Origin of the sequence: Nonomuraea mangrovi, assembly GCF_042681425.1 — a bacterium.
In the GTDB taxonomy this organism is placed as follows: domain Bacteria; phylum Actinomycetota; class Actinomycetes; order Streptosporangiales; family Streptosporangiaceae; genus Nonomuraea; species Nonomuraea mangrovi.
On record NZ_JBHUFV010000003.1, the window covers coordinates 675,253 to 701,402 of the forward strand.

The following is a 26,150-nucleotide window of genomic DNA, read 5'->3' on the forward strand; positions in this document are numbered from 1 at the left end:
TCCAACATGGCACAGCATAGGGTGCTTTGCCTATGGAGACTTCAGGAGCGCTGTCGGGACTGCTGGTGGCCGACTTCAGCAGGGTGCTGGCCGGCCCCTACGCCACGATGCTGCTGGGTGACCTGGGCGCCGACGTGGTGAAGGTGGAACGGCCCGAAGGCGGCGACGACACGCGGGCATGGGGCCCGCCGTACGCCGACGGGCAGGCGACCTACTTCCTCGGCGTCAACCGCAACAAACGGTCGATCGCCCTCGACCTGCGCGACCCCGCCGACCTGGAGGTGGCGCGGGCGCTGGCGGCCAGGGCGGACGTGCTGGTGGAGAACTTCAAGCCCGGCACGATGGAACGCCTCGGACTGGGCTACGAGGCGGTCCGCGAGCTCAACCCCGGCCTCGTCTACTGCTCGGTGACCGGGTTCGGCGCCGGCAAGGGAGCGGACCTGCCAGGCTACGACCTGGTCGTGCAGGCGGTCGGCGGGCTGATGAGCGTGACGGGCGAGCCCGAGGGTCCGGGCACCAAGACAGGCGTGGCGCTGGTCGACGTGATCACCGGGCTGCACGCGGCGTTCGGGGTGCTGGCCGCGCTGCGCCACAGGGACACGACGGGGCAAGGACAGCGCGTGGAGGTCTCGCTGCTGACCTCGCTGCTGTCGGCGCTGGCCAACCACGCCTCCGCCTACGCCGCGGCGGGGGTGGTGCCGCGCGCGATGGGCAACCGGCACCCCAGCATCGTCCCGTACGAGGTGTTCGAGGCGGCCGACCGGCCGATCGTCATCGCCGCGGGCAACGACAGGCAGTTCCGCGCGCTGTGCGCGGTGCTCGGACGCGACGACCTGGCCTCCGACGCCCGCTACGCCTCCAACGCGGCCAGAGTGGACGCGCGGGAGGTGCTGGTGCCCGAGCTGTCGTCGGCGCTGGCCGCGCGGACCGCCGACGAGTGGTTCGAGGCGCTCACCGCGGCGGGCGTGCCGTGCGGGCCGATCAACGACGTGGCCGGAGCCTTCGCGCTGGCCTCCTCGCTCGGGTTCGAGCCGGTCGTGGACGGTCAGGTGGCCAACCCCGTCGCTCTCGGCTCGACGCCCGCCTCCTACCGGCTCGCCCCTCCCGAGCTCGGGCGGGACTCGGCGTGGGTCCGTGAGATATTGGGGCGATGAGCCCGCTTGAGGAACGGCGCAGGCCGCCCACGGCCCAGCAGTTCGTGCTCGGCGAGCTCCGCAGGGCCATCACCACGGGGCGGCTGCGCCCCGGCAGCCCGATCAGGCAGGACGCGCTGGCCGAGGAGTTCGACGTCAGCAGGGTGCCGCTGCGGGAGGCGCTGAAGACGCTCCACGGCGAGGGCCTGGTCACCTACCAGGCGCATCGCGGCTACTTCGTGGAGACCCTGTCGCTCGACGATCTGCGCGAGGTCTACCGGATCAGGGAACTGCTGGAGGAGGAGGCGGTACGGCAGGCCGTACCGCGCCTGGAGGCGGAGGACCTGGCGCGGCTCGAGCGGGCGCAGGAGGAGGTGGAGCGGGCGGCCACGGCGGGCGAGGTGCAGGAGATGGCGGCCGCCAACAGGGTGTTCCACCTGACGCTCTTCGAGTGCTCGGGGATGCCGCGGCTGGTCAGGCTGATCAGGACGCTGTGGGACGCGACCGACGCCTACCGGTCGATGTACTACGGCGACGGCGGCAACAGGGAGCGGGTCGTGACCGAGCATCGCGGGGTGCTCGACGCGCTGCGGGCAGGGGACGCCGACGCGGCGGTGCTCAGACTCGACGAGCACCGTGCGCACGCGGTGACGGCCCTGTCCACGGTCCTCGACGGCTGACCCTCCGCCGGGGCGGCGCGTTCAGCCGGTCCCCCTGCGCGGGCTGCTCGGGCGCCTCGACCGGCCGTTCGGGTCCGCATGGATGGCCTCCACAACCGGGTACGCCGTACAGACGGGAATCCTCCCGGACCGGAGGTGTTTCACCGAAGGTGACAAAGTTGTCGATTCTCGACCGGTCCCTCGTCCGGCACGGCCAGGACCCCGCGCAGGCGCTCCGCGACACCGTCGCCTTCGCCCGGCAGGCCGAAGAGCTCGGCTACCACCGGTTCTGGGTCTCGGAGCACCACGCGGTGCCCGGCGTCGCGGGCTCGGCGCCGACCGTGCTGGCCTCCGCCGTCGCCGCGGCCACCTCGCGCATCAGGGTCGGGACCGGCGGGGTGATGCTGCCCAACCATCAGCCGCTCGTGGTCGCCGAGCAGTTCGGCGTGCTGGACGCGCTGTACCCCGGGCGGATCGACATGGGCCTGGGCAGGTCGGTCGGGTTCACCGGCGGGATCAGGCGGGCTCTCGGCCACGGCAAGGAGGACGCCGACGACTTCCGCGCCCAGATCGAGGAACTGCTGGACTACTTCACCTCCGGCAGGCATGGGGTGCACGCCATGCCGTCCGAGGGCAGGAAGGTGCCCGCGTTCGTGCTGGCGATCGGGTCAGGGGCCGACGTCGCCGCCGAGCTCGGGCTGCCGCTGGTGATCGGCGGCGGGCGCGTGGAGGAGGGTGTCAGGCGCTACAGGGAGAACGTGAAGGGCACACCGTACGTGATCGTGGCGGCCAACATCGCCGTCGGCGACGACGCGCACCTGCTGCAGCTGCCCGAGGCGTGGGCGACCGCCTACTCCCGCACGCGCGGCGTCTTCCCCCCGCTGCGCCCGGTGGCGGAGATCCAGGCGATGACGCTCACCGAACGCGAGCGCGGCCACCTCGACGACGCACTGAAAGGCCAGATCCACGGCACCGAGGAGCAGGTCGCCCACCGGCTGCGCGACCTCGTCCACAGGACCGGAGCCGACGAGGTGCTGGTGACGATGAACACCTACGATCTCGACCGGCGCCTCGACTCCTACCGGAGGCTGATCAGCCTCCGATGGCCGACATCGGCCTGACGGGCTGCAGGAACGACGGGTCGTCGATGCCGTGGCCGGGACGCTTGCCGCGCACGGCGGCGATCCAGCGCTCGGCCAGTTCCTCGTCGGTGGCGCCGTCGCGCAGCGCGACCTTGAGGTCGGACTCCTCCCTGGCGAACAGGCAGTTGCGGATCTGCCCGTCGGCGGTCAGCCGCACCCTGTCGCAGGCCCCGCAGAACGGGCGCGTCACCGAGCCGATCACACCGACCCTGGACGGCCCGCCGTCGACGAGGAAACGCTCGGCGGGGGCGCTGCCGCGCTCCTCCAGGTCGTCGGGGCACAGCTCGAAGGCCCCGGTGAGCAGGGCGAGGATCTCGTCGGCCGTCACCATGTCGGCGCGGCTCCACCCGTGCTGGGCGTCGAGCGGCATCTGCTCGATGAAGCGCAGCTCGTATCCGCGGTCCAGGCAGAAGCGCAGCAACGGCACCGCCTCGTGCTCGTTGACGCCGCGCATGAGCACGGTGTTGACCTTGACCGGCCGCAGGCCCGCCTGGTCGGCGGCCTCCAGGCCCGCGATGACGTCCTCGAACCTGTCGCGGTGGGCCAGACGCTTGAACGTCTCGCGGTCGAGGGTGTCGAGGGAGACGTTGACCCTGTCGAGCCCCGCCCCCGCCAGCGACGTGGCGAGCTTGGCCAGGCCGATGCCGTTCGTGGTGAGGGAGACCTGTGGCCTGGGGCGCAACTCCGCGGTGCGGGCGACGATGTCGACCAGCTCGCGGCGCAGCAGCGGCTCGCCTCCCGTGTAGCGCACCTCGGTGATGCCCAGGCGTTCGACGCCGATGGTGACCAGGCGGACGATCTCGTCGGCGGTCAGCAACTGGGCGTTGGGCAGCCAGTCGAGGCCTTCGGGCGGCATGCAGTAGGTACACCGCAGGTTGCACTTGTCCGTGAGGGACACCCGAAGGTCGGTCGCCACCCGGCCGAACGCGTCCTTCAGCACAGGGCGGTCACCTCCTAGCTCATCGAGGGGAACACGTGTTCAGCCTATTCCATCTCCCCGGGATGGATGGAGCCCACCATAATCCTCCTATCAGGTCTGCACACCGGCGCCTCCACCTCGAAGGGGATTGCACGGCAGGGCTGGAGATCGCCCGCCATCACGCCCTTCGCCCGGCGTTGCGCCTCGACCTCGTGCCCCAGACGGATGCCGGTGGCACGAGGTCGAGGCGTCCGCGCACGCGGCCCCTCGATCGGTGGCGTCAGGAGCAACCGACGCCGGTGGTGGGGCCGGTGCAGGAGTCGACCCCCATCCCGCCGTTGTTGATGTTGGTGCCAGGGCCGCCGTCGAGCGTGTCGTCGCCGTTGCCGCCGTTCAGGATGTCGTCGCCGAGACCACCGCTGAGACGGTCGTTTCCGTTGCCGCCGACCAGGGAGTCCGATCCCGGGCCGCCGTCGAGCGTGTCGTCGCCGTTGCCGCCGTTCAGGATGTCGTTGCCTGGACCACCGATGAGAACGTCGTCGCCGCTGCCGCCGTTCAGGACGTCGTCGCCCTCCAGGCCACAGATCACATCGTTGCCGGGAGTGCCGACCAGCAGGTCGTTCCCCGCGGTTCCGGTGATCGTGCAGGCGATGGGCGGGGCGGCTTCGCCGCCGGGCTCGCGGTCGTGGGTGAGGGCGCCGGGGACCACAGCTCCGGCCGGCAGCGTGGGCACGCCCATGACCGTCAGCACCGCGGCCGCGGCCACCGCCGTCCCCACGGCCGTCATGGCCCGGCCGGCGATCCTCCTGGCGACGCCTCGCGAATTCTCTGCGTCCGCCGTCCGCCCCATGCAGGTCACCGTCCCGGAAACTGTCTGAGTGTTCATGGCCTCCCCTTGTGTGCTTCGTTTCGCGCATCCGTGTGCCGGTTCCGCAGAACCTGTGCAGGGGGTGGTCCACAAGACTGTGACCCGAGATCACGGACGCGATTCGGGGGATTACGGTGACCAGCGTAAGTGGTGGGACCAGTGAGCATGGGGGAAGCTGAAGGCTTCTTTGCGAGGGCTGTGAGCTGGGACGATGCTGGTTCGGAAGGTCGATTGATCTTCACTCTTCCGGGCGGCCTGCGGACGGGATCACCCCGGCCGGATGACACGCGCGCAGGCGGTGCAGGGGACGCGGAAACGGGCCTCGACGCGAATGCGCGGCAATTGGGAATCGCCCTGTCAATCCCCCTGAGCGGTAAAATGGGTGGGATTTCCTTTCTGGTCACGCCAGACTGATCAAGAACCAGTGAGGAGATTCACCTGATGCCGAACCAGCCCGCACCGAACCTGCTGTCGTGGGCCAGCGAGATCGACGATGGCGCGATCATGCAGGCCGCCCGTGCCGCCCGCCTGCCGTTCGTCTCCGGCCACGTCGCCCTCATGCCCGACGCGCATGTCGGCATCGGCGCAACGGTGGGCTCCGTCATCCCGACCGAAGGCGCGATCATCCCTGCCGCCGTGGGCGTCGACATCGGCTGCGGCATGGTCGCGACCGAGACCAGCCTCACCGCCGCCGACCTGCCCGACACCCTGGCCGCGTTGATGCCCATGGTGGAGCACCGCATCCCGGCCGGCGTCGGCAAGGGCCACGCCGACCCGTCGATGGACCGCGCCCTGGGCGAGCTCGGGCTTCCGCACACCGACCTGAACCCCAGGCTGACGAAGAAGGTCTCCGACCAGTTCGGCACCCTCGGCTCCGGCAACCACTTCGTGGAGGTCTGCCTCGACGAGCGTGACCGGGTCTGGACGGTGCTGCACTCCGGTTCGCGCGGCGTCGGCAACCAGCTCGCGACGATGCACATCGTCGACGCCAAGAATCTGATGAAGAAGCAGGCCGTCAGCCTCGAGGACCCGGACCTCGCCTACCTGGTCCAGAACACCCCGGAGTTCACCGCGTACATCGAGGACATGCTGTGGGCCCAGCGCTACGCCATGGCCTCGCGCGCCCGGATGGACAAGGTGCTGATCAACGCCCTGTTCCGGGTCGTCGGCAAGGGACAGCGGGTCCGCACGATCAACTGCCACCACAACTTCACCCAGCAGGAGACCCACTACGGCAAGTCGCTCTGGATCACCCGCAAGGGCGCCATCAAGGCCGACACGGGCGACGAAGGGGTGATCCCTGGCTCGATGGGGACGCGCTCGTACATCGTGCGCGGCCGTGGGAACCCCGAGTCGTACAACTCCTGCTCCCATGGGGCGGGCCGCCGCATGTCGCGCACCAGGGCGAAGCGGGAGCTGTCCGCGGCCTCCCTGACCCAGGCGATGAGCGGCCGCACCTGGAACGCCGACCGAGCCGCCGCCCTGGTGGACGAGCACCCTGAGGCGTACAAGTCCATCGACCAGGTGATGGCGGACCAGAAGGACCTGGTGGAGGTGCAGCACACGCTGCGCCAGATCTTCAACTACAAGGGCTGACGTTCCCGAACGGGATCATGCGGCGGTGCCCTCGCCCCCATGGCGCGGCGAGGGCGATCCTCCCACGTCGGGTCGCTCCATCGTCCCGCCTGTCCGTGCTGAGGATTCCCGCCGACCTGGCTGAGGTCACCGTGAGCCGGTTCCCGCCCATGTCGCGTGAGCCTGAGGAGCGTGCAGCTCACCACCCAGTGCCCGCAGCTCCGCGGTGAGGCTCTCCTCCAGGTGCTGGATGCTGTTGTAGGCCAGATAGCGGTGGCCCTGCAGGTCGAAGGCCGGTTTGGTGTCCTTGCGGCAGATCAGCACGGTGGGGACGCCCTGGCCCCACGCGTACCCCACCTCGAGGTACACATTCGGATTGGCGTCGGTGAGGTCGGCGACGACGAGCCTGGCGCGGCCGATCCGCTCCTTCATCTTGGCGACCACGTCACCGGTGAAGGCCAACGTGTCCATGCGCTCGCAGACGAAGCCGGCCTTCCTGATGGCCCGCGAGATGCCGTAGTGGAAGAGGTCTTCGAAAGCAGCCGCGAATGGCATCGCGACGAAGACCCGTGCCTTGTCGGCGTCCTCCGAGCGGGGCGTGGCGAGCTGCACCTTCATGCGGTCCGCTCTGCGGCCGTCACGCTCGACGAAGGTCACGGTCCGCAGCCCTGGCGGGAAGGCGCCTTCGGCGAAGGAGTCCGCGAGGCCGCGCAGTTCCGACTGGAACGCCTCGATCTCGTCGAGCCCGTAGCCGGGCCCGTGCAGCGTGAGGGCGAGGTCGCTGGTCTCCGGCCGGACGTGCGCGGCGACGGCGAGCGCCCTGCGGGCGAACTGGCGGATCTCTCGGTACTCGAATTCGAACAACGGCACGACGCCGAGCAGGAGAACGGCCCGCGCGGGCAGCCCGTTCGCCGGCTCCACCAGCAGGTGCGCGCCCTCCTTCGGCAGCCGGACGTGGTCGGCCGCCATGGCCTCGACGACGTGCCTGTCGAGGCCGTGAAGTGCCTGGGCGTGCTTCAAGACCAGCAGGTCAGTGGGGAAGGTCATGACGTCCGCGTGGACCACCCGCACTAAGGGTCGCCTGTGAATCACACCACGTAACCCTAGCGACGAGCTAGCCCAGGCGGGCGAGTTCGGCGTCGGTGAGGGTGAGGTCGACGGCGGCGGCCGAGTCGAGGATGCTCTCCGGACGGCTGGAGCCGGGGATGGGGATGACGACGGGGCTGCGGGCCAGTTCCCACGCCAGGCACACCCGTTGCGGCGAGACCCCGCGTTCGGCGGCGACCTCGTTGAAGGCCGCGTGGGCGTCACCGAGCCCGGCGGCCGACTTGATGCCGCCGAGGGGCGACCAGGGCAGGAACGCGACGCCAAGCTCGGCGCACACGTCGATCTCGGGCTCGCTGCTGCGGAAGCGGGGCGAGTACTCGTTCTGCACGCCGGCCAGCCGCCCGCCGAGGATGTCGTGGGCCTGCCTGATCTGCGCGGGGTCGGCGTTGGAGATGCCCGCCAGCAGGATCTTGCCCTCGTCGAGCAGGTCGCGCAGCGCCCCGATGCTCTCCTCGTACGGCACGGCCGGGTCGGGCCTGTGGTGCTGGTAGAGCCCGATGGCCTCCACGCCCAGCGCCTTCAACGACCGCTCGCATGCCCCGCGCAGGTAGGCGGGGCTGCCGTCCAGGCCCCAGCCGTCGCCGGGCGTCCTGGTGTGACCGCCCTTGGTGGCCACGAGGACGGCGTCGCGGTCGCCGCCCCACAGCGCCAGCGCCTTGGCGACCAGGCGCTCGTTGTGGCCGACCTCGTCGCTGGTGGGCGTGTAGGCGTCGGCGGTGTCGATCAGGGTGATCCCCGCGTCGAGGGCGGCGTGGATCGTCCTGATGGACTGCGCCTCGTCGGGCATGTGCTCGGCCACGGACATCGGCATGGCGCCGAGGCCGATGGCGCTGACGGTGACGTTGGCGATGGATCGGTTCTTCATGGGCACATCCTCCTGGCTGGAGTTCGCTCCAGGGCAACTGCAAGATGGTGGTTCATGGGCTTCGATGTCACTCGCGTACGCGCGCTGTACCCCGCTCTCTCCGATGGACACGCCTGGCTGGACGCGGCGGCGGGCACCCAGGTGCCGCAGACCGTGATCGACGCCATCGCCGGCGCCTACCGCTACGGCATCGGCAACACGCACGGCGCGTTCGCCGCCAGCGCCCGATCCGACGCGATCGTGGCCGAGGCCCGGGCCGCGGTGGCCGACCTGGTGGGCGGCGAGGCGGCGGGCGTGGTGTTCGGCCCGAACATGACCACGCTGACGTACCGCTTCGCCGCCACGCTGGCCGGGACCTGGGCGGAGGGTGACGAGGTCGTCGTGTCCAGGCTGGATCACGACGCCAATGTCCGTCCGTGGGTCCAGGCCGCCGAACACGCCGGCGCTGTCGTGAAATATGCGGACATCGTGGTGCCGTCGGGCGAGCTGCCCGCCGAGCAGTACCGGCGGCTGGTCACCGAACGGACCAGGCTGGTGGCGGTGACGGCGGCCAGCAACGTGCTCGGCACCATCCCCGACGTCGCCGGCATCGCCGCGATCGCCCACGAGGCGGGCGCGCTCGTGTACGTGGACGGCGTCCACGCCACCCCGCACGGCCCCGTCGACATGGCAGCGCTCGGCGCCGACTTCTACGCCACCAGCGCCTACAAGTGGAGCGGCCCGCACATCGGCGCGGTGATCGCCGCGCCGGACCTGCTCGCCTCACTGCGCCCCGACAAGCTGGCCTCCTCCCCCGACGAGGTGCCCGACAGGTTCGAGACCGGCACACTGCCCTTCGCCGACCTCGCGGGCGTGGCCGCGGCCGTGGAGCACCTGGCCGCCCTCGACCCGGAGGCGACCGGCTCGCGCAGGGCGCGGATCCTTGCCTCGATGTCCGCCGTCGCCGCATACGAGCAGGCAGAGCTGGCCCACCTGCTCAAGGGGCTGGCCGCGCTCGGTCCGGTACGGCTGGTCGGCTCGCCCCTGCGGCGCACGGCCACCGCCTACTTCACCGTGGAGGGCCACACGCCCCGGCGGGTCGCCGAGCACCTGGCCACGCGGAGGATCAACGTGTGGGACGGGCACTGCTACGCCTGGGAGCCCACGAAGGCGCTGGGCATCAGGGACACGGGGTCGGCGGTGCGGGCGGGCCTGGTCCACTACAACGACCGCGCGGAGGTCGAGCGTCTGCTGGAGGCCCTGGACGAGTTGACCGCCTGACGGCCCGCGGGGACCGCGCGGCCGGGCGAGCCGGATGAAAAGGACGGAGCCCCGGCCCATGCGGGGGCCGGGGCTTCATCGATGACGGGTTAGTGGCCGACGACCTTCACCCAGTCGGTGGCCTCGGCCGGCTGGAGGTACCAGGCGCCCTCGAACACCGCGCGCCACGTGCCCGAGGTCCAGGCGCGCTCACGCGTGGAGAAGTAGCCGTCACGGCCGGTCCTGACCGTGTCGACGTGCTCCCAGCGGCCGGACCCGTCCGGCCTGAACAGGATCACGATGCCCTTGCCGCCCAGCCGCTTCCAGCCGCCTTCGGTCCTGCAGTAGTCCGCGTGGTGGACCGAGACGAAGCCGTCGATGTAGTCCTCCTCGCACTCGACCGAGAGCTTGCCCTCGATCGAGATGCCACGGCCCTTCCACGCGGGTTCGGGACCGACGTCGAGCGACAGCCTGGTGTGGCCGCCGTCCCAGTCGGGGTCCCGGTCGTAGCCGGGATCGGCGAGTGCCGGGCCTGCGATGGCGAGCACCGAGGCGCCGAGTGCGGCGGCCACTGCGCCGGCGGCGAGTCGTCGCATCATCTGGAACTTCCTCTCCCCGTTGAAGACGCGCTCGGGACAGAGTGCGTCAACGCCAATGACGCGTAAGGGTAAAGAAAAGTTGCAGTAAAGAAGATAACGATCTAGTTACGGACGACCCGGCGCAGGGTTGAGGCCTGCTCGGCGGCGTACGAGTCGGTTCCGGGGAAGCGGACCCGCCACGTGCCCTGCGTCCTCCCCGCCAGGCGCCGCTCGAACTGCCCTCTGTCGCCGGTCGTCACCGTCCCCACCCGCTGCCACGAGCCGTTCGTGCCACGCCGGTAGAAGATCTCGAGGCGCTGCTTGGCGAAGGGGGCGTAGTCGGTGGTCCCGCTCGGGTCGATCCTGTGCAGCGACCCGGACAGCCGCACACCCCTGCCTCCGCGCATCCCCTTGATCAGCACCGGGCTCAGCTTGGTGTCGCGGCGCAGGTTGAAGGAGGCGTAGGCGGTGACGCTGGTGCCGTCCTCCGCTCTGGCGGTGGCCGTGATGGTCCAGGGGCCGGCTGGATAGAAGCGGTTCAGGCCCTGGGCGGGAAGGAAGCGCCAGGTCTCCCACACGCCGTCGCGCCCGATGGGCTGCCCGTCCGGGCCCGAGGGCGTGGCGCTGGGCGTCGGCTCGGGCGCCGGGGTGGTCGTCTCCTCGGGCCAGCCAGGAGGCGGGGGCTGCGCGGCGGGGAACGACGGTTCGACGGGCGCGGGCCAGTCCTCGACCATCGCGTCGCCGCCCGCCGCGGAGGGCTGACCCCAGCCGTCTGGAGGGGCGGGTATGGCGGGCCTGGGCGCAGCGAACGCGGGAGGTAGGTCCTCCGGCGGCGGCACGGCCTCCACGGGCACCAGCGCCACCCTCGCGGGCGGCGCCTCGGGAACGGGACCGAGGATCTTGCCGCTTCCGATCGGCTTGCGGCCGAGTACCGGACCTGGAGGGGAGCCGGGCTCGACCTTGATGGTCACGCCGTTCTCCTCGGCGCCACTGGCCACGACGTCGATCACCAGCTTCACCGAGCCGTGGGCCCCCACCACGGGGGCGCCGGGACGGATCGTGATTTCCTTGATCGCGAGTGTGGCGGGTGCCTGGACCAGCGCGGGACCGGTCAGTGCCCCCGCCACCAGCGATGTGAGCAGGACTGCTTTGGTCATGACTTGGACGGTAGGAACCATCCGGCAATGACCAGGGTCGCGACACACGCCCCTGTTGGCAAAGGTGTTACCCGGTGTAGAGGCCCTCGATCACTTCGGCGTACTTCGCGTGGATGACCCGGCGCTTGAGCTTCAGGCTCGGAGTGAGCTCGGTGGTCTCGGCCGTCCACTCCACCGGCAGCAGCGCCCATTTCTTGACCTGCTGCACCCTGGCCAGCTTCGCGTTGGCCGCCTCGACGGCCGCTTCGACGGCCTTGACGACGTCGGGATGCTCGACCAGTTCGGCCATCGAGGTGAACGCGATGCCCTGCGCCTTCGCCCAGCCGGGGGCGACCTCGCCGTCGAGGGTGAGGATGGCCACGGGGAAGGGCCTGTTGTCGCCGTAGGCGAGGGCCTGGCCGATGAGCGGGTGCTCCTTGAGATGGTTCTCGATCGCCGCGGGTGAGATGTTCTCCCCTCCCGCGGTGATGATGAGCTCCTTCTTGCGGTCGACGACCCTGAAGAAGCCGTCGTCGTCGACGGTGCCGATGTCGCCGGTGTGCAGCCAGCCGTCCTCGTCGATGAGCTCCTCCGCCGCCCTGCCGAGGTAGCCGCGGGTGTTGAGCGGGCTGCGGGTGAGGATCTCGCCGTCCTCGGCGATGCGCACCTCGACGCCGGGCTCGGGCCTGCCGACCGAGCCGAGCTTGTAGCAGGCGGGACTGTTGGCGGTGAAGGCGCCGGTCGTCTCGGTCATGCCGTAGACGTCGATGACACGCAGGCCGAGGCCGGCGAAGAAGCCCTGGACCTCGTCGGGGAGCGGAGCCGCGCCCGTGGCGGTCCATTCGGCACGGTCGAAGCCGATCATGCCGCGCACGACCGACAGCAGCGCGGCGTCGGCCGCCTCGTAGGCGGCCTGGATCTCGGGCGTCACGCCGTGGCCGTACTGGCCCGCCTCGATGTAGGCGCGGCCTGCGGCCATGGCCTGCCGCACCTTCTCCTGCTGCTCCTCGGGCTGACCGGCCAGTAACGCCTGGAGTTTGGCCATCATCTTCTCCCACACGCGCGGGACGCCGAAGAACATCATCGGACGCACCTGGCCGAGCGTGGCGCCGAGGTTGGCCAGGTCGGTGCAGAAGTGCACATGGGAGACCTTGGTCAGCGGCAGGTAGAGGCTGAGGACGCGCTCGGCGATGTGGGCGTAGGTGAGGTAGGAGATCTGGGTGCCCTGGGTGGGCAGGGCGGTCATGCGGTCGGTGGCGGCGCACTCGTAGAAGACGTTGACGTGGGTGAGCGGCACCCCCTTGGGCATTCCGGTGGTTCCCGAGGTGTACAGGACGGTGAGGACGTCGTCGGCGGTGACCGCCTGCCAGCGGGCCTCGACGGCTGCGGGATCCTCGGCGAGCCTGGCCCTGCCGAGTTCGAGGAAGTCGGCCCAGCTCATGAAGCGGTCGGAGGCCGGCGCGCCGTCGAGCAGGATGATCTTGCGGAGGTCAGGCAGCCGGTCGAGCACCGGGTCCCAGCGGGCCACGTCCGCCGGGCCGCCCAGGACGGCGTACTTGGCGCCCACGTCGCCCGCGACGAAGGCGATCTGGTCGGGGGCGAAGGTGGAGTAGATCGAGCAGGGCGTGCCGCCGGCGTGGACGGCGCCGAGGTCGGCCAGCACGTGCTCGCTGCGGTTGATCATCATCAGCGCCACCGCGTCGCCCGGTTCCATACCGAGGGCGAGGAACCCGGCCGCGATCTCCAGGACGCGCCGCCTCGCCTGGCCGTAGGTCAGGGTGCTCCAGCCGCCGTCGACGGGGTCGGAGTAGGCGGGCGAGTCCGGGTACCGCTCCGCGATCTGCTTGAGCTGCTCACATACCGTACGGCCGGCGATCTCCCGCAGGATCTCGGCCTGTACTCCAAGGACATCGGCCACGACGCGCGCCCTCCTGGTCAGTGCTCACTTGCACGAGTGGCATGCATCGCACCACAAGGCGTTAAGCCCGGACAAGACCTGGGCAGGGGACAAGAACGCGCCATGACGTACAGTTGTCGACCATATGCGAAGAGTGTCGTCGGGGGGCCGTGTGAGGACGACAGACAAGACCTTTTTCGGACATCCGTGGGGCTTGGCCACGCTGTTCGGCACCGAGATGTGGGAGCGCTTCAGCTTCTACGGCATGCGTGCGATCCTGGCCGCCTTCCTCATGGCCCCCGCCGTCCGCAGCGGTCTCGGTCTGCCGGGAACCACGGCCTTCGCGATCGTGGGCGTCTACCAGGGCATGGTCTACCTGACGGCGCTGCCGGGCGGCTGGGTGGCCGACCGGCTGCTCGGCGCGCGCAGAGCCGTCCTGCTGGGCGGCTTCATCATCATGTTCGGACACATCAGCATGGCCGTCCCGGTGCGGGGTCCCCTGTTCGTCTATCTCGGCCTGCTGCTCATCGTCTGCGGCACCGGCCTGCTCAAGCCCAACGTCTCCGGCATGGTCGGCTACCTCTACAGGGACGACGAGGACGCCAGGCGCGACTCCGGCTTCTCGCTGTTCTACATGGGCATCAACATCGGCGCCCTCGCCGGCATCAGCGTGACCCCCGTGCTCGCCCGCGACTCCCACTGGCACCTGGCCTTCGGCGCGGCGGCGGTGGGCATGGCGCTCGGCCTCATCTGGTACGTCATGGGCAGGCGGAGCCTGCACGGCGCGGGCGAGCGGGTGCCGCAGCCGCTGACCCCGCACGAGCGGCGGGTGGCCGTCAGATGGGTGCTCGCCGGTCTGGCCGCGCTCGCCGCCCTCACCGTGCTCCTGGCCGTGACGGGCCTGTTCACCGAGGACGGCGTGACCTGGACGGTGACCGCGATCATCGCGCTGATCACGATCTTCTACCTGTCGTACATCATGCACGGCGGCCACGGCATCACGCCGGTGGAGCGACGCAGGTTCGGCGCCTACATCTGGCTGTTCTTCGCCGCCGTCATCTTCTGGATGATCTTCGACCTGGCCCCTGGTCCTGTGACGGACTTCGCCACCAAGAGCGTGGACCTGACCTTCTTCGGTCTCACGATCCCGCCGGGCTGGACCCAGAACCTCAACTCGCTGTTCGTCATCGTCTTCTCGCCGATCTTCGCGGCGCTGTGGCTGACCAGGTGGGGCAGCAGGGTGAGCAGCCCCATGAAGTTCACCTTCGCCCTGTTCATGGCGGCCCTGAGCTTCGTCGTGCTGGCCATGGCCGCCGACGTGGCCTCCGCAGGGGTCAAGGTGTCCATCCTGTGGCTGGTCGTGATGTACCTCCTGCAGACGATCGGCGAGCTGACGCTCAGCCCCGTGGGCCTGTCGGTCTCCACCAAGCTCGCCCCCGCGGCCTTCAAGGGCCAGATCCTGGGCGTGTGGTTCCTGGCCGCGGCGCTCGGCGACGCCGTCGGCGGCCAGACCTTCCGGCTGACGCACTTCCTCTCGCTGACCCAGTACTACCTGGTGCTGGCGGGGATCGCGCTCGTCGCGGGCCTGTTCCTGCTGATGTTCGTGCGCAGGCTCAAGGCGCTCATGGGAGACGAGGACGTGGCGCCCGGTCAGGCCCTGACACACTAATCGTCGTGTCTGAACTGCTCGACCTCGCCGGAATCCTCGTGTTCGCCCTGTCCGGCGCCCTCATGGGTGTTCGCAAGCGTCTCGACGTCGTCGGCATGGCGGTGCTGGCGTCGATGACGGCGCTGGGCGGCGGGATCATGCGCGACCTGATTCTCAACGTGCCTCCCGCCGCCTTCCAGAGCCTCGGGTACGTGCTGGTACCCATCGCCGCGACCGTGATCGTCTTCTTCTGGCATCCGCAGGTCGCCCGCATCATGCCGCTCCTGCTGGTGCTGGACGCGGCAGGACTGGGCCTGTTCTGCGCTGTCGGCACGGAGAAGGCTCTTCTCTACGACCTGTCCCCGCTGCACGCGGCCCTGCTCGGCGTCACCACCGCGGTCGGCGGCGGCGTGCTGCGCGACATGCTGGCGGGGGAGATCCCCACCCTGCTCTACGACCGCCAGCTCTACGCCGTGCCCGCGATGCTCGGCTCGGGCGCGATGGCCGCGCTGTTCGAGCTGGACCTGCACGGCTGGCCCGCCGTGCTCGCCGCCGCCGTGCTGGCCTTCGGACTGCGCATCCTGGCCATGAAGTACGGCTGGCGAGCCCCGCTGGCCAGCGGCGTCAAACCATCCGAATGAGCGGGTCGGCTGGACGGGAGCCGACGGGCCCCCTGTCCCTGGCCATGGCCAGCCTGGCGATCGCCTCGGTGATGACCTGCGGCGGCTGGGTGAAGGGCAGGCGCAGGTAGCCCTCGAGGGTGCCGCTCACGCCGAACCAGGGACCGGGGGCGAGCCGCACACCGTGGCAGGCGGCGCTCTCCGCGAGCGGGGTCGCGCCCTCGCCTGCCAGCCGTACCCACAGGGTGCCGCCGCCGCGCGGCACGGTGAAGCTCCACTCGGGCAGGCGCTCGCGCAGCGCTGTCACCAGCGCCGAGCGGGAGGCGGACATGGTGCGGCGGCGCTCGGCGCGGGTCTCCTCGATGCGGTCGAACAGCCTTGCGACGACGAGCTGGTCGAGCACGGGGCTCGCGATGTCGACGGCCGCGCGGTGCACGGCCAGGGCGCGGGCCATCGCCGCGGTGGTGCGGATCCAGCCGATGCGCAGCCCGCCCCACCACAGCTTGGAGGCCGAGCCGATGGTGATCACCCTGCTGTCGGTGTCGAAGGCGGCCATCGGCGCGGCTCTGGGCACCTCGTCGATCGCCAGCTCCGACCACGTCTCGTCGATCAGCAGTGTGGTGTCCAGCCGCCTGGCGTGGCCGACGACGGCGGCCCGGTCCGCGTCGTCCATGAGGGCGCCCGTCGGGTTGTGGAAGTCCGGCATCAGGTAGGCCAGGCGCGCGGCGGACTGGCGCATCGCGCTGGCCAGCAGGTCCACCTGCCAGCCCTCGGCCGTGACGCCGACGGGCACGATGCGGGCCGTCCTGTTGCGCGCGGCGTCGATGGCGTGCGGGTAGGTGGGCGACTCGACGATGACGGGGTCACCCGGGCTGACGATCAGGCCCATGACGAGCTGAAGGGCGTGCTGGGAGCCCGTGGTCACCAGGATCTGCTCGGGGCGGGTGGCCAGGCCCCTGGCGGTGTAGTGGGCGGCGATGCGCTCGCGCAGCTCGGGCAGGCCCATCGGGTCGTAGCCTGAGCCCATGCCGTACCTGGGCAGATCCCCGGTGGCCTCGTTGACCGCCTCGGTCAGCATCGCGGTGGCCGGAGGCGCGGCGCACTGCATCTGCAGCAGCCCGTCGTCGTCCACCGACAGCCACGGGTTGTCGGCGGACAACGAGGGGTCGGGCAGCGCCGTCCAGCTGCCGGCGCCCTGGCGGCTGTCCAGGTAGCCCTGCTCGCGCAGCAGGTCGTAGGCGGCCGTCACCGTCGTACGGCTGACGCCGAGCTCCTCGGCCAGATGCCGCTCGGCCGGCATGCGCATGCGCACGGGCACCCTGCCGTCGCGTACGAGCCCGCGCACCGCCTGCGCCAGCGCCCGGTAGAACGGCCGGGCCGATCGGTCGGCGTCGAGGAGGCGGCCGAGCTGCTGAGCGGACAGGTGACGTTCCGGCATAAGGCCACTTTCGCTGATTGGCCCTTTTGGTGCAAGGCATTGGCCTGGATGATTAAGGCCATTATGAGCGAAGTTTCTGTTCCGTCCGTTGGTTCCCTCCCTTCCCGGCTGGTCCGCCTCTACGGCGGCCTGGCCCTGTACGGCACCGGCATCGGCCTCCAGGTCGAGTCGAATCTCGGCAACGACCCGTGGGACGCCTTCCACCAGGGCCTGGCCGTCAGGACCGGCCTGTCGATCGGCACCTGGATCATCCTGGTCGGCGCGCTGGTCATGGTGCTGTGGATCCCGCTGCGGCAGAAGCCCGGCATCGGCACGATCAGCAACATCGTGTTCCTCGGCCTGTTCGCCGACGCGGCGATGTTCGTGCTGCCGACCCCGGGGCACTGGGCGCTGGCCTGGGTCTACCTGCTGACCGCGATCGTGGCCGTGGCCCTGGCGACCGTGCTGTACATCGGCGCGGGGATGGGCCCAGGGCCGCGGGACGGCATCATGACGGGCCTGATCAGGCTCGGGTTGTCGGTGCGGCTGGCCCGCTTCCTCATCGAGATCACCGTCGTGGCCGTCGGCTGGCTGCTCGGTGGGACCGTCGGCATCGGCACCCTGCTGTTCGCCGTGGCGATCGGACCGATCACGCAGCTGTTCGCCCGTCGCTTCCCGCTCCCTTCCTGAGTGCGCAAGCCCGGCCAACACGACGAAATCCACACGACACCTCCTGCCTGCCGTCCAAGGTCCCTGTACCGTCAGGTCCATGCGGATCGAGGACTACGCCCTCATCGGGGACATGCAGTCGGCGGCGCTGGTGGCCCGCGACGGTTCGATCGACTGGCTCTGCCTGCCGCGGTTCGACTCGCCTTCATGTTTCGCGGCGCTGCTCGGCAAGGAGAGCAACGGACACTGGTGGCTCGGCCCCGCCGGCCGGCCGGTCGCCGACCGGCGCCGCTACAGGGACGAGACGCTGATCCTGGAGACCGAGTACGACACGCCGACGGGCACCGTCAGGGTGATCGACTTCATGCCGCCCCGTGACCGCAACCCCGACGTGGTGCGCATCGTCGAGGGCGTGTCGGGCACGGTGGAGATGTCCACCCAGATCAGGATCCGCTTCGACTACGGGAGGATCGTCCCGTGGGTGCGCCGCAGCGACGGCAACCTGCAGGCGGTCGGCGGCCCCGACTCGATCTGGTTGCACTCCCCCGTGCCGCTCAAGGGCGGTGACTACGCCCACCGCGCCACCTTCCACGTCAAGGAGGGCGAGCGCCTGTCCTTCGTCTTCACCTGGCATCCCTCCCACGAGCCGATGCCGCGGCTGGTCTCCGCCGAGGACCACCTCGTGCAGACCGAGGAACTGTGGGCCGAGTGGGTGGGCCAGTGCACCTACAAGGGCCCGTGGCGGGACGCGGTGGTCCGCTCGCTGATCACGCTGAAGGCGCTCACCTACGCCCCCACCGGCGGCATCGTGGCCGCGCCCACCACGTCGCTGCCCGAGGACCTGGGCGGCGTGCGCAACTGGGACTACCGCTTCTGCTGGCTGCGCGACGCCACCATGACGCTCGACGCCCTCATCGGCTCCGGATATCTCGACGAGGCCGCCTCGTGGCGCGCGTGGCTGCTGCGGGCCATCGCGGGCAGGCCGCAGGACCTGCAGATCATGTACGGCGTGGCAGGCGAGCGCCGCCTGCCCGAGATGGAGCTCGGCTGGCTCGACGGCTACGAGGACTCCCGGCCCGTGCGCATCGGCAACGGCGCGGTCAACCAGCTGCAGCTCGACGTCTACGGCGAGGTGCTCAACTGCCTCTACCTGTCGCGCACCTCCGGCCTGGCCCCCGACGACAGGGCGTGGTCGATCCAGCGGGAGCTGCTCGACTACGTGGAGGAGCACTGGGACGAGCCCGACGAGGGACTGTGGGAGGTACGCGGCCCCCGCAGGCACTTCACGCACTCCAAGGTGATGTGCTGGGTGGCCATGGACCGCGCCATCAAGCAGGTCGAGAACTTCGGCCGTACGGGGCCCGTCGAGAGATGGGCCGAGGTGCGCGACAGGATCCACGCCGAGATCTGTTCGAAGGGCTACGACGAGACCCGCAACACCTTCACCCAGTCCTACGGCTCCTCCGAGGTCGACGCGGCGCTGCTGCTGCTGCCGATCGTCGGTTTCCTGCCGATCGACGACCCCAGGGTGACGGGCACGGTGACCGCCATCGAGCGGGAGTTGCTGTCGGACGGGTTCGTGCTGCGCTACCCGGTCGCCGAGGACAACGACGTCGACGGCCTGCCGGGCGGTGAGGGCGCGTTCCTGGCCTGCAGCTTCTGGCTGGTGGAGGTGATGGCCATGCAGGGCAGGACCGAGGAGGCTCGCGAGCTGTTCGACCGGCTGCTGACGCTGCGCAACGACGTGGGCCTGCTGGCCGAGGAGTACGACCCCCGCTACGGCCGCCTGGTCGGCAACTTCCCCCAGGCCTTCTCCCACGTTCCCCTCATCCACGCCGCCCGCGCCCTGTCCTAGGGCTACTGTCTCGGCATGCAGTGGACCCCCGCGATACTCCACTCCCCGGCGGGCGAGCGGGTCAGATGCGACCTGTGCCCGCACAGGTGCGCGCTCGTCCCGGGCCAGCTGGGCGCCTGCAAGGTACGGCGCGGCGCCGAAGGCGGCCTGGAGACGGCGACGTTCGCCACGTCCGTGGCTCACACCGACGCGGTCGAGCGCAAGCCGTTCTTCCACTACCGCCCCGGCACGCCCGCCCTCACGCTGGCCGCCCCCGGCTGCTCGTTCCGCTGCGACTACTGCGTCAACCATCTGCTGTCGCAGTACGGCCGCGAGCCTGACCTGCCGTGGGAGGCGACGCCCGTCGACGTGGACGACGTCGTGGCACGGGCGGCGGCCGTCGGCGGCTGCGTGGCGCTGTCGTACTCCGAACCCTCGCTCGCCGTCGAGCTGACGCTGGCGTTGGCCGAACGGGGCCGGGAGCAGGAGGTCGAGGTGGTGTGGAAGAGCAACGGATTCCTCACCGCCGAGGCGATCGAGGTCGTCGCGCCCGCGCTGGCCGCCGTCAACATCGACCTCAAGGGCATGGACGACGCGCGGCACAGGAGACTGACCGGTGCCCCCGTCGCGCCCGTGCTCGCGGCCATCAGGGCCTTCCACGAGGCGGGCGTGTGGGTGGAGGTCTCCACACCGCTCGTCCCCGGCGTGAGCAGCTCGGAGGAGGACCTGCGCGAGATCGCCGCGGCGATCGCCGGCATCGACCCCGGCATCCCCTGGCACCTGCTGCGCTTCACCCCCGCCTTCCGCATGGGCGATACCGACCCCACAGGACCTGAGGCGCTGGCCGCCGCCGTGGCGATCGGCCGGGCCGCGGGCCTGCGTCACGTGTACGTGGAACGCGCCCTGGGCCCGCAGGGCCGCGCGACCAGATGTCCTGGATGCGGGGACATCGTGATCGAACGCGGCATATGGTCGCTGGAGGCCAGCCGTCTCGTCGCGGGCGGCTGCCCCGCCTGCGGGACGAACATCGGAGGGAGATGGTGATGGCTCACCGCTTCGTGGAGAACCTTCCCGACCTGATCCAGCCGGAGGAGTACCAGGACCATCCGGAGGGCCGCCTGGTCCGCGTCCGCATCAGGGTCACCGACGATGGCGTGGAGGTGCTCGGCGACGCGATGCGGCCCGAGGTGATCGAGCGCGTGCTCCGCTCTCTCGGCCAGGACCCGATCGATCAGATGCTCTGCGGCTGACCCGCGAGGATTCCCGCGATCACCTCGTAGACCTCGTCGGGGCCCGCGCCCGGTGACAGCGAGAACGTCCTGGGGGCGCGCTGCTCGACCGGGTGTCCCGGATAGTGCGCGCGCACCATGGTGACCTCCCTGCCGCCGGGGAAGGCCAGGTGCGGGTGGGTGAGCACGACCGTGCGGGGCTCGGCCGCGCCCTGCCCGAGCTGCGCGGCGGCCGACCTGACCATGCGGGCGGCCTCGCCCACTGCGGGCGGGGTGAGCGACGCCTCCCCCCACAGGTGCACGAGGTCGTTCATGGTGGACAGCAGCCGCGCCCTCGCCGGTGCCGCGAGCAGGATCAGCGCGCAGCGCCTGTGCCTGGCCAGGACGTTGGCGCACAGCAGGTGGGCCACGACGCGCAGGGTCGCGCCCACCGCGCCGTGCGCGGCGGGGGTGTCGTCCAGGACCACGATCATCGACTCGCTCACGGCGGGCACCGCGCCCTGCCTGGTGCGGTAGAGCAGTTCGTCGCGGACGTGCCTGGCGGTCAGCACCTGCGGCGGCAGCGCGAACTGCGAGGGCAGCAGCGCGCTCGGCTCGCCGTGCCTGGTGACGCCCGCGCGCGCCTCTCCGAGCCCGCGCCCCTGGGTGGCGCCCTCGTTCCACACCGAGGCCCGCACGCCGAGCAGCCTGCGCTGCCGCTCGGACAGCGGCCACAGCGTCATGCCCTGCCTACGCAGCCTGACGGGCAGTTCGGGCTCGGCCGCCACGGCTTCGGGGCTAAGCAGGGTCAGCAGGGTGAGCACGCCGTCGTCGACGCGGTTGAGCGCCTCGACCAGCTCGGTCATCGGCACGGCGGCGGGCGCGGCGGGCACGGGCACGCCGGTCAGCGCACGGGTCAGCGCGGCCTCCAGCCGTTCCGGCGGCACGGCCGCGGGCGCCGCGTGAGCCGGATCGGGCGGCAGATCGGCGGCCAGCAGGACGGCCAGGCCGAGCGCCGCGGCCACGGGCCAGTGCAGGGCGCGCAGCGCCACGACGGCGCGGTGGGCGTCGACCGCCTCCAGCGCCTCTGGTGCCCTGCTCACGACCAGGGTGAGCAGGTCGGCCAGCGTCGACAGCGGCACCTGCGCGCCCGCCGCGGCCGCCGCGGCGCCGAGCCTGGCCATGGTCTCGGCCTCGTACGGCAGCCGCCCCTGCTCCCGCCTCGGCAGGACCTCCCCCGGCAGGTCCCACAGCACGATCTGGCCGGCGTCGTAGGTCACGGCGAGGCGGTGGCCGTCGGGCGACCAGCGGACGGCCCACGCGTGCCGTACCGACGGGTCGGGGGGCTGGAGGGTGTGCGCCAGGCCGGCGCCCGGCTCCCACAGCTCCACCGCTCCCGGAGTGGCGGGCGAGGGGAAGGCCAGCACGCGCGAGTCGGGTGACCAGGTGAGGCAGGGTCCCCGTCCCGCCCCGTCCGATCGGCCGAGTCGCCAGCGCCGCCGCCAGTCCTCGGTGGACCACACGGTGACGGGGGCCCTGCCGCCCGTCGTGGTGGCTGCCAGGTACCTGCCGTCGGGAGACCAGGCGAGGGGGCCGACGCGCAGCCCGCCGAAGGCGGGGTCGGCCAGCCGTACCAGGCCGAGGGGGGTGGTCCCCTCGAGTGACCAGACGCCGACCTCCTCTCCCGCGGGGGCGGCCAGCAGCCGCCCGTCGGGTGACCACGCGGGCCTGCCGGTGCCGACTCTGACCGGGATCGTCAGGGGCCGGGCGTCGAGGTCGCGGTGGACGTGCAGCAGGGAGGGGCGGGCGACGGCGAGCGTCCTCGGCGCGGCAGGCGACCAGGCGGGGGTGCCGCCCGCGAGGTCGGCGACCTGCTCGCCGGAGCCCGCGTCGAGCACGGTGACCCGGTCGGGGTTCGTGCCGCCGACCGCCACCAGCGGGCCCGCCGTGTCGATCTCGTGCGCGGGCGCGGGCAGGGCCCCCGCGAGGGGGGCGCCCGACCGGGTGAGGACGCCTGGCGAGGTCTCGGCGTACCAGCCTGAGCCGTCGGGGGTCCAGCAGAAGCCGGGGTCGGGGCGGGCGGCGTCGCGGGGGGCCAGCACCGTCATCCGGGCCGCGGTGCGGGCGGTGGTCCTCGGCGCCCTGCCGACGGTGCGGGCGTTCTTGGCGGCCCAGCGCAGCAGGGAGCCGTCGGCGCGCTGGGCGTCGGTGGGCAGGCGGGTGTCGGCCAGCCGCCACAGGGTGACGGTCGAGGCGTCGGTGCGCGCCGCGAGCAGGCCGTACGCGCCGAGGTGCATGGTGGCGGGCTCGGTCAGCTGCGCGGGAACGGCGGGGGCCGGTGGTTCGTCCTCGGCGAGCTGCCTGTCGAGCAGGTGGACGGCGCCCTGTCCGGTGCCGACGAGGATGCGGGTGCCGTCCCTGCTGAAGCCGAGCGTGACGGGACCGCCCTCCGGCCGCCACGGGGTGGCCGCCTCCTTCCTCGTGCGCACGTCGACCGTGCGGACGTCGCGCGTGCCCACGACGGCGACCAGCGCGCCCTCCCTCGACCAGGCCAGGCGTGAGGGGAACAGGTCGCCGACGCCGACCGAGGCGACCATCGTGCGGTCGGCCCTGCGCCAGAACTGGATCGCCCGCGACCTGGCCACGCACAGTTCGGCGCCCGAGGGGTCGAAGGCCAGCGCCCTGACCGGATCGGAGCGGCCAGGCCAGCGGACGACGGCCGAGGTGCCCCTGTCGAGCAGGAGGATCGTTCCCTCTCTCGTGCCGATGGCGGCGGTCATGCCGTCGCCGCTGAGCGCCAGCGCCGTCACGTCGGCGCGTTCGGCCACCTCGGCCGGCAGCGCGAAGGGCTCGCCCGAGTCGGCGGCGAAGGCGAGCAGGCGCGCCCCGCACACCAGGAACACCTGGTCGGAGTCGGGTGTCCACGCCGCCTCCACGGGCAGCTCGCCTGGCGCGTGGACGGGCGCCGACCAGACCGGAGGGCCCTCGTGCTCGCGGACCTCGGCCCGTCCCTGCGCGACGGTGAACAGCGCCGAGCCGTCGGCGGACAGGCTGACGCAGCGGCAGTCGTCGACCGCGATCCTGGCCAGGGGCTCGGCCGCGCTCACTCGCTCTCCTGGGCGGCGGCGCGCTCGTACAAGCGTCCTGCCATGTGCGGGTCGCCCGCCTCCCTGTACTTGTGCGCGGCCTCGGCGTACCTGCCCGCCAGCTCCAGCGCGAGAGCCTCGGCGCGCAACTCGACGGCGGCCACCACGGCGGGCCCGGCGGGCGCCTGGGCCACGGGATCGGGGCGCGGCAGTTCCATCGCGTCGAACCTGTCGAGCAGCGCGGCCAGCGCGCCCGCCGGGCTGGCGGCGTCGACCGCGGGGAGCTCCTGCAGCCACAGCGCCCACACCGGCACGGCGTTGCGCAGCGCGAGGCGGTGACTGCCGTCGGCGCAGACGACGACCACGCTCCTGCCGTCGAGCCCGAAGGCCCTGGCCCTGGCGGCGGGGGGCAGGGCCGGCCGCAGCGCGTGGCCCGACTCGACGTAGAGCCCCGGGGGCCCTGCCACGCGCAGCGGCACGCCGAAGGGAAGCGCTCCGGCGCCGCCGCCGGGCTCGGTGAGCAGGTGGTGGCCGTCGCCGAGAAGCAGGAAGGCGCGCTCGGCCGCGGGGTTGCCCGACAGGTAGGAGCGCAGCACCCGCAGGTCGGCGTCGGTGAGCAGCTTGGCGTCCTCGGCGTCGCCGCCGCCCGGCGTCCTGACCAGCCGCACTCTCACGGCCAGGTCGGCCGGGCGCCGCTCGGGGGCGGGCCGCGCGGGTGGCTGGATCGCGGGCGACAGGCCCAGCGGCGGCTCCATCTCCGCACTGCGGTCGGCGATCCTCCAGACGCCCTGCTCGGGCCCTCCCATGATCCAGCTCTCTGCCTCGGGGACCCGGGCGGCGAGATCGGCGTCGGTCAGCGGCAGCGCGGCCCGGTGGTCGACCAGCAGCCGCCGCTCCCCCGCCCTGCACACGATCGTGTACGGCATGCGGGCCAGGGCGTTCAGCATCGCCCTCGGCAGCGCGCCCTTGCCGCCCGTGACGCGCAACAGCACCGCCGGCCTGCCCTGCTCCGCCGAGAAGGCCGGCTCCAGCCGTACCGAGGAGACCCGCATCGCCAGCGCCCCGTCGTGGTACCTGTTGAGCGCCCAGCGCGCGATGGCGGCGGTCGTGACGACCACGACCTCGCGCTGGGCTCCCCCTTCGGCGGCCAGCGGGGCGTGCGCGGCCAGCTCCACCCAGCCGACCTCCGGCCATCGCTCCACCTGGCCGAGGTCGACCCGGTGCCCCGACGGGCCCCTGAGCGCGCCGCCCACCGGGGTGTACGGCAGCCCGCCCGCGACCCACACCAGCTCGGCGTAGTGCGAGGGCGCGTGCTCGCGCAGCACCCACAGCGCGCCCTCCGGCGAGCGCAGGCAGCGCGGGGGCAGCGCGGCGTCGTTTGCCGCCGCCACGAACGCCAGCGCCTCGCGCGCCGCGGGGAAGCGCCCCGCGACCAGGTCGTCGGGAAAGGCACGGGGGGCGGGCGCGGGCCGTTCGCCGGGCGGCGGCTGCTGGTCGCGCCTGGTCAGCACGAACGGCTGCGGCCGCGCCGGCGTCGGCTGCTGCTCGCGCCTGCGCCGCCACGCGCTCACCCTGCGTCCCCTTCTCGCGTCACCGTGGCGAGGATGCCGCTCACCCCGCTCTCCTCTCCTCGGTCTCGACGGGGATGCCGCTGGTGCCGCCGAGCGCCCGTTCGGCCCACGCGCGCCAGCGGCCCGCCGCGCCGCGCAGGCCGCTGCGGTGGGCGGCGGCGAACACCAGGGCGGCCAGGTCGTACCTGGCCACCTCCGTGGCGGCCTCGACCGCCCATCGCTCCACCAGCAGCCGTTCGGCGGCGGGCCGTACCTGATCCAGGTCCCGCTCGACGGCGGCGAGGGCCGCGGCCAGCGGCCCCGTGTCGCCGCCCCCTTCACCCGGCAGGGCCGCGCACATGGCCAGCGCCACGTCGTGGCGCAGCCGCTGCCCGAGGGTGCCCGGCACGTGCGCGCGCAGCACCCACCCGCCCCGCTCGGGCTTCCTGGCCGCGACGATGAGGATCCAGGCGGCCTCCAGCGGCCGTCCGACCCGCTCCCAGCAGTCGGCGGCGGCCTCGGGCCTGCCCATGGCCAGGTGGCAGCGGGCCGCCTCGGCCACGCTGCCTGCCCGCAGGTAGCAGGCGGCCGCCACTTCCAGCTCCCCTGCCCGCTCGTACAGCTCGGCCGCGGGCAGCGGCTCGCCCGCCTCCTGCCGGCAGCGGGCGGCGTCGTGCAGGCGCCCCGCCGCCTCGTAGGCGAGCGCGGCCTGCCCGAGCCAGTGCCGTCGCCTGCCGGTCATTCGCTCCGCTTCTCCTTCTCGCGCGCCGCCGGCAGCTCCTCCGGGGCGATCTCGGGAGCCTCGGGCTCGGGGACGAGCCTGGGGTCGATCTCCTCGGGCGCCGCCCGCCGTTCGATCACGGCGCCGACGAGCCTGGCCACGCCGTCGTGGGTGGCGTCGTGGTCCTCGCCCTCGCGCTCGCGGCCCAGATCGTCGATGACGAACTCCTCGACCTGACCCGTCTCCTTGTTGACCCTGAACACCACCTTGAACCGCACG

The 26,150-nt window shown here is 71.9% G+C and carries 23 protein-coding genes; 11 read left to right on the plus strand and 12 right to left on the minus strand.

What is annotated here, in order from left to right; genetic code table 11:
• Window positions 1-32 precede the first annotated feature (32 nt).
• The 3 genes from ACFSKW_RS03330 (at window position 33) to ACFSKW_RS03340 (ending at window position 2,913) form a co-directional block, all read left to right on the plus strand.
• Window positions 33-1,154 carry a CaiB/BaiF CoA transferase family protein gene (locus tag ACFSKW_RS03330; RefSeq protein WP_379568940.1) on the plus strand — a complete coding sequence of 374 codons (1,122 nt, stop codon included), beginning with the start codon at window positions 33-35 and terminating at the stop codon, window positions 1,152-1,154.
• Window positions 1,151-1,813, plus strand: coding sequence for a GntR family transcriptional regulator (locus tag ACFSKW_RS03335; RefSeq protein WP_379568942.1), 663 nt, complete (start codon window positions 1,151-1,153; stop codon window positions 1,811-1,813). Before ACFSKW_RS03330 ends, ACFSKW_RS03335 begins: the two co-directional genes overlap by 4 nt.
• 149 nt (window positions 1,814-1,962) lie before the next feature.
• Window positions 1,963-2,913: an LLM class flavin-dependent oxidoreductase gene (locus ACFSKW_RS03340; protein ID WP_379568944.1), complete on the plus strand. Its 951-nt coding sequence runs from the start codon at window positions 1,963-1,965 to the stop codon at window positions 2,911-2,913.
• Here ACFSKW_RS03340 and moaA read toward each other — a convergent pair.
• On the minus strand, window positions 2,885-3,874 hold the full coding sequence (moaA, locus tag ACFSKW_RS03345) for a GTP 3',8-cyclase MoaA (RefSeq protein ID WP_379568946.1): 990 nt from the start codon (window positions 3,872-3,874) through the stop codon (window positions 2,885-2,887). The two genes, ACFSKW_RS03340 and moaA, sit on opposite strands and share 29 nt — an antisense overlap.
• 259 nt (window positions 3,875-4,133) lie before the next feature.
• Window positions 4,134-4,640: a calcium-binding protein gene (locus ACFSKW_RS03350; RefSeq protein WP_379568948.1), complete on the minus strand. Its 507-nt coding sequence runs from the start codon at window positions 4,638-4,640 to the stop codon at window positions 4,134-4,136.
• A 522-nt stretch (window positions 4,641-5,162) separates the two neighbouring features.
• Here ACFSKW_RS03350 and ACFSKW_RS03355 point away from each other — a divergent pair.
• The gene (locus ACFSKW_RS03355; RefSeq protein ID WP_379568950.1) at window positions 5,163-6,317 is read left to right on the plus strand and encodes an RtcB family protein; all 1,155 of its coding nucleotides are present in this window, start codon (window positions 5,163-5,165) and stop codon (window positions 6,315-6,317) included.
• Window positions 6,318-6,443: 126 nt separating this feature from the next.
• Here ACFSKW_RS03355 and ACFSKW_RS03360 read toward each other — a convergent pair whose 3' ends face one another.
• Together ACFSKW_RS03360 and ACFSKW_RS03365 are read right to left on the minus strand one after the other, a co-directional pair.
• Window positions 6,444-7,343 carry a hypothetical protein gene (locus ACFSKW_RS03360; protein WP_379568952.1) on the minus strand — a complete coding sequence of 300 codons (900 nt, stop codon included), beginning with the start codon at window positions 7,341-7,343 and terminating at the stop codon, window positions 6,444-6,446.
• 67 nt (window positions 7,344-7,410) lie between these two features.
• Window positions 7,411-8,268: an aldo/keto reductase gene (locus ACFSKW_RS03365; RefSeq protein WP_379568954.1), complete on the minus strand. Its 858-nt coding sequence runs from the start codon at window positions 8,266-8,268 to the stop codon at window positions 7,411-7,413.
• A 54-nt stretch (window positions 8,269-8,322) separates the two neighbouring features.
• On the opposite strand from ACFSKW_RS03365, the gene ACFSKW_RS03370 reads away from it, so the two are divergent.
• Window positions 8,323-9,528 (plus strand): cysteine desulfurase-like protein, encoded by a 1,206-nt coding sequence (locus ACFSKW_RS03370; RefSeq protein WP_379568956.1) that lies wholly within the window; start codon window positions 8,323-8,325, stop codon window positions 9,526-9,528.
• A gap of 89 nt (window positions 9,529-9,617) precedes the next feature.
• On the opposite strand, the gene ACFSKW_RS03375 is transcribed toward ACFSKW_RS03370, so the two are convergent.
• The 3 genes from ACFSKW_RS03375 to ACFSKW_RS03385 form a co-directional block, all read right to left on the minus strand.
• Complete coding sequence (locus tag ACFSKW_RS03375; protein ID WP_379568958.1) at window positions 9,618-10,106, minus strand: hypothetical protein; 489 nt, start codon at window positions 10,104-10,106, stop codon at window positions 9,618-9,620.
• 101 nt (window positions 10,107-10,207) lie between these two features.
• A complete protein-coding gene (locus tag ACFSKW_RS03380; RefSeq protein ID WP_379568960.1) occupies window positions 10,208-11,242 on the minus strand; it encodes a hypothetical protein in 1,035 nt (344 codons plus the stop codon).
• A 67-nt stretch (window positions 11,243-11,309) separates the two neighbouring features.
• Complete coding sequence (locus ACFSKW_RS03385; RefSeq protein WP_379568962.1) at window positions 11,310-13,139, minus strand: AMP-dependent synthetase/ligase; 1,830 nt, start codon at window positions 13,137-13,139, stop codon at window positions 11,310-11,312.
• Window positions 13,140-13,263: 124 nt separating this feature from the next.
• On the opposite strand from ACFSKW_RS03385, the gene ACFSKW_RS03390 reads away from it, so the two are divergent.
• Window positions 13,264-14,787 carry a peptide MFS transporter gene (locus ACFSKW_RS03390; RefSeq protein WP_379568964.1) on the plus strand — a complete coding sequence of 508 codons (1,524 nt, stop codon included), beginning with the start codon at window positions 13,264-13,266 and terminating at the stop codon, window positions 14,785-14,787.
• Window positions 14,788-14,792: 5 nt separating this feature from the next.
• Window positions 14,793-15,407 (plus strand): trimeric intracellular cation channel family protein, encoded by a 615-nt coding sequence (locus ACFSKW_RS03395; protein WP_379568966.1) that lies wholly within the window; start codon window positions 14,793-14,795, stop codon window positions 15,405-15,407.
• On the opposite strand, the gene yczR is transcribed toward ACFSKW_RS03395, so the two are convergent.
• On the minus strand, window positions 15,391-16,824 hold the full coding sequence (gene yczR / locus ACFSKW_RS03400; RefSeq protein ID WP_379568968.1) for a MocR-like transcription factor YczR: 1,434 nt from the start codon (window positions 16,822-16,824) through the stop codon (window positions 15,391-15,393). The two genes, ACFSKW_RS03395 and yczR, sit on opposite strands and share 17 nt — an antisense overlap.
• Window positions 16,825-16,887: 63 nt before the next feature.
• On the opposite strand from yczR, the gene yczE reads away from it, so the two are divergent.
• The 4 genes from yczE (at window position 16,888) to ACFSKW_RS03420 (ending at window position 20,556) form a co-directional block, all read left to right on the plus strand.
• Entirely contained in the window at window positions 16,888-17,493 is a 606-nt protein-coding gene (yczE, locus tag ACFSKW_RS03405) for a membrane protein YczE (RefSeq protein WP_379568970.1), read from the plus strand.
• Window positions 17,494-17,572: 79 nt separating this feature from the next.
• Window positions 17,573-19,327, plus strand: a complete 1,755-nt coding sequence (locus ACFSKW_RS03410; protein WP_379568971.1) for a glycoside hydrolase family 15 protein — start codon at window positions 17,573-17,575, stop codon at window positions 19,325-19,327.
• 15 nt (window positions 19,328-19,342) lie between these two features.
• On the plus strand, window positions 19,343-20,350 hold the full coding sequence (locus ACFSKW_RS03415; protein ID WP_379568973.1) for a radical SAM protein: 1,008 nt from the start codon (window positions 19,343-19,345) through the stop codon (window positions 20,348-20,350).
• Window positions 20,350-20,556: a radical SAM-modified peptide, FtsH ternary system-associated gene (locus ACFSKW_RS03420; protein WP_379568975.1), complete on the plus strand. Its 207-nt coding sequence runs from the start codon at window positions 20,350-20,352 to the stop codon at window positions 20,554-20,556. Before ACFSKW_RS03415 ends, ACFSKW_RS03420 begins: the two co-directional genes overlap by 1 nt.
• On the opposite strand, the gene ACFSKW_RS03425 is transcribed toward ACFSKW_RS03420, so the two are convergent.
• Genes ACFSKW_RS03425 through ACFSKW_RS03440 form a run of 4 tightly spaced genes read right to left on the minus strand, consistent with a single transcriptional unit; the run spans window position 20,538 to window position 26,149 of the window.
• Entirely contained in the window at window positions 20,538-23,621 is a 3,084-nt protein-coding gene (locus ACFSKW_RS03425; RefSeq protein ID WP_379568976.1) for a WD40 repeat domain-containing protein, read from the minus strand. The genes ACFSKW_RS03420 and ACFSKW_RS03425 overlap by 19 nt on opposite strands.
• Window positions 23,618-25,171 (minus strand): hypothetical protein, encoded by a 1,554-nt coding sequence (locus ACFSKW_RS03430; protein ID WP_379568978.1) that lies wholly within the window; start codon window positions 25,169-25,171, stop codon window positions 23,618-23,620. The genes ACFSKW_RS03425 and ACFSKW_RS03430 overlap by 4 nt, the downstream gene beginning before the upstream one ends.
• A gap of 40 nt (window positions 25,172-25,211) precedes the next feature.
• The gene (locus ACFSKW_RS03435) at window positions 25,212-25,892 is read right to left on the minus strand and encodes a soluble NSF attachment family protein (RefSeq protein ID WP_379568980.1); all 681 of its coding nucleotides are present in this window, start codon (window positions 25,890-25,892) and stop codon (window positions 25,212-25,214) included.
• Entirely contained in the window at window positions 25,889-26,149 is a 261-nt protein-coding gene (locus tag ACFSKW_RS03440; RefSeq protein WP_379568981.1) for a hypothetical protein, read from the minus strand. Before ACFSKW_RS03440 ends, ACFSKW_RS03435 begins: the two co-directional genes overlap by 4 nt.
• Window position 26,150 lies beyond the last annotated feature (1 nt).

Coding starts and splice junctions, on each gene's coding strand:
- ACFSKW_RS03330 (WP_379568940.1), top strand. CDS start 33: ATGGAGACTTCAGGAGCGCTGTCGGGACTGCTGGTGGCCGACTTCAGC.
- ACFSKW_RS03335 (WP_379568942.1), top strand. CDS start 1,151: ATGAGCCCGCTTGAGGAACGGCGCAGGCCGCCCACGGCCCAGCAGTTC.
- ACFSKW_RS03350 (WP_379568948.1), bottom strand. CDS start 4,640: ATGACGGCCGTGGGGACGGCGGTGGCCGCGGCCGCGGTGCTGACGGTC.
- ACFSKW_RS03355 (WP_379568950.1), top strand. CDS start 5,163: ATGCCGAACCAGCCCGCACCGAACCTGCTGTCGTGGGCCAGCGAGATC.
- ACFSKW_RS03360 (WP_379568952.1), bottom strand. CDS start 7,343: ATGACCTTCCCCACTGACCTGCTGGTCTTGAAGCACGCCCAGGCACTT.
- ACFSKW_RS03365 (WP_379568954.1), bottom strand. CDS start 8,268: ATGAAGAACCGATCCATCGCCAACGTCACCGTCAGCGCCATCGGCCTC.
- ACFSKW_RS03370 (WP_379568956.1), top strand. CDS start 8,323: ATGGGCTTCGATGTCACTCGCGTACGCGCGCTGTACCCCGCTCTCTCC.
- ACFSKW_RS03375 (WP_379568958.1), bottom strand. CDS start 10,106: ATGATGCGACGACTCGCCGCCGGCGCAGTGGCCGCCGCACTCGGCGCC.
- ACFSKW_RS03380 (WP_379568960.1), bottom strand. CDS start 11,242: ATGACCAAAGCAGTCCTGCTCACATCGCTGGTGGCGGGGGCACTGACC.
- ACFSKW_RS03390 (WP_379568964.1), top strand. CDS start 13,264: ATGCGAAGAGTGTCGTCGGGGGGCCGTGTGAGGACGACAGACAAGACC.
- yczR (WP_379568968.1), bottom strand. CDS start 16,824: ATGCCGGAACGTCACCTGTCCGCTCAGCAGCTCGGCCGCCTCCTCGAC.
- yczE (WP_379568970.1), top strand. CDS start 16,888: ATGAGCGAAGTTTCTGTTCCGTCCGTTGGTTCCCTCCCTTCCCGGCTG.
- ACFSKW_RS03410 (WP_379568971.1), top strand. CDS start 17,573: ATGCGGATCGAGGACTACGCCCTCATCGGGGACATGCAGTCGGCGGCG.
- ACFSKW_RS03415 (WP_379568973.1), top strand. CDS start 19,343: ATGCAGTGGACCCCCGCGATACTCCACTCCCCGGCGGGCGAGCGGGTC.
- ACFSKW_RS03420 (WP_379568975.1), top strand. CDS start 20,350: ATGGCTCACCGCTTCGTGGAGAACCTTCCCGACCTGATCCAGCCGGAG.
- ACFSKW_RS03435 (WP_379568980.1), bottom strand. CDS start 25,892: ATGACCGGCAGGCGACGGCACTGGCTCGGGCAGGCCGCGCTCGCCTAC.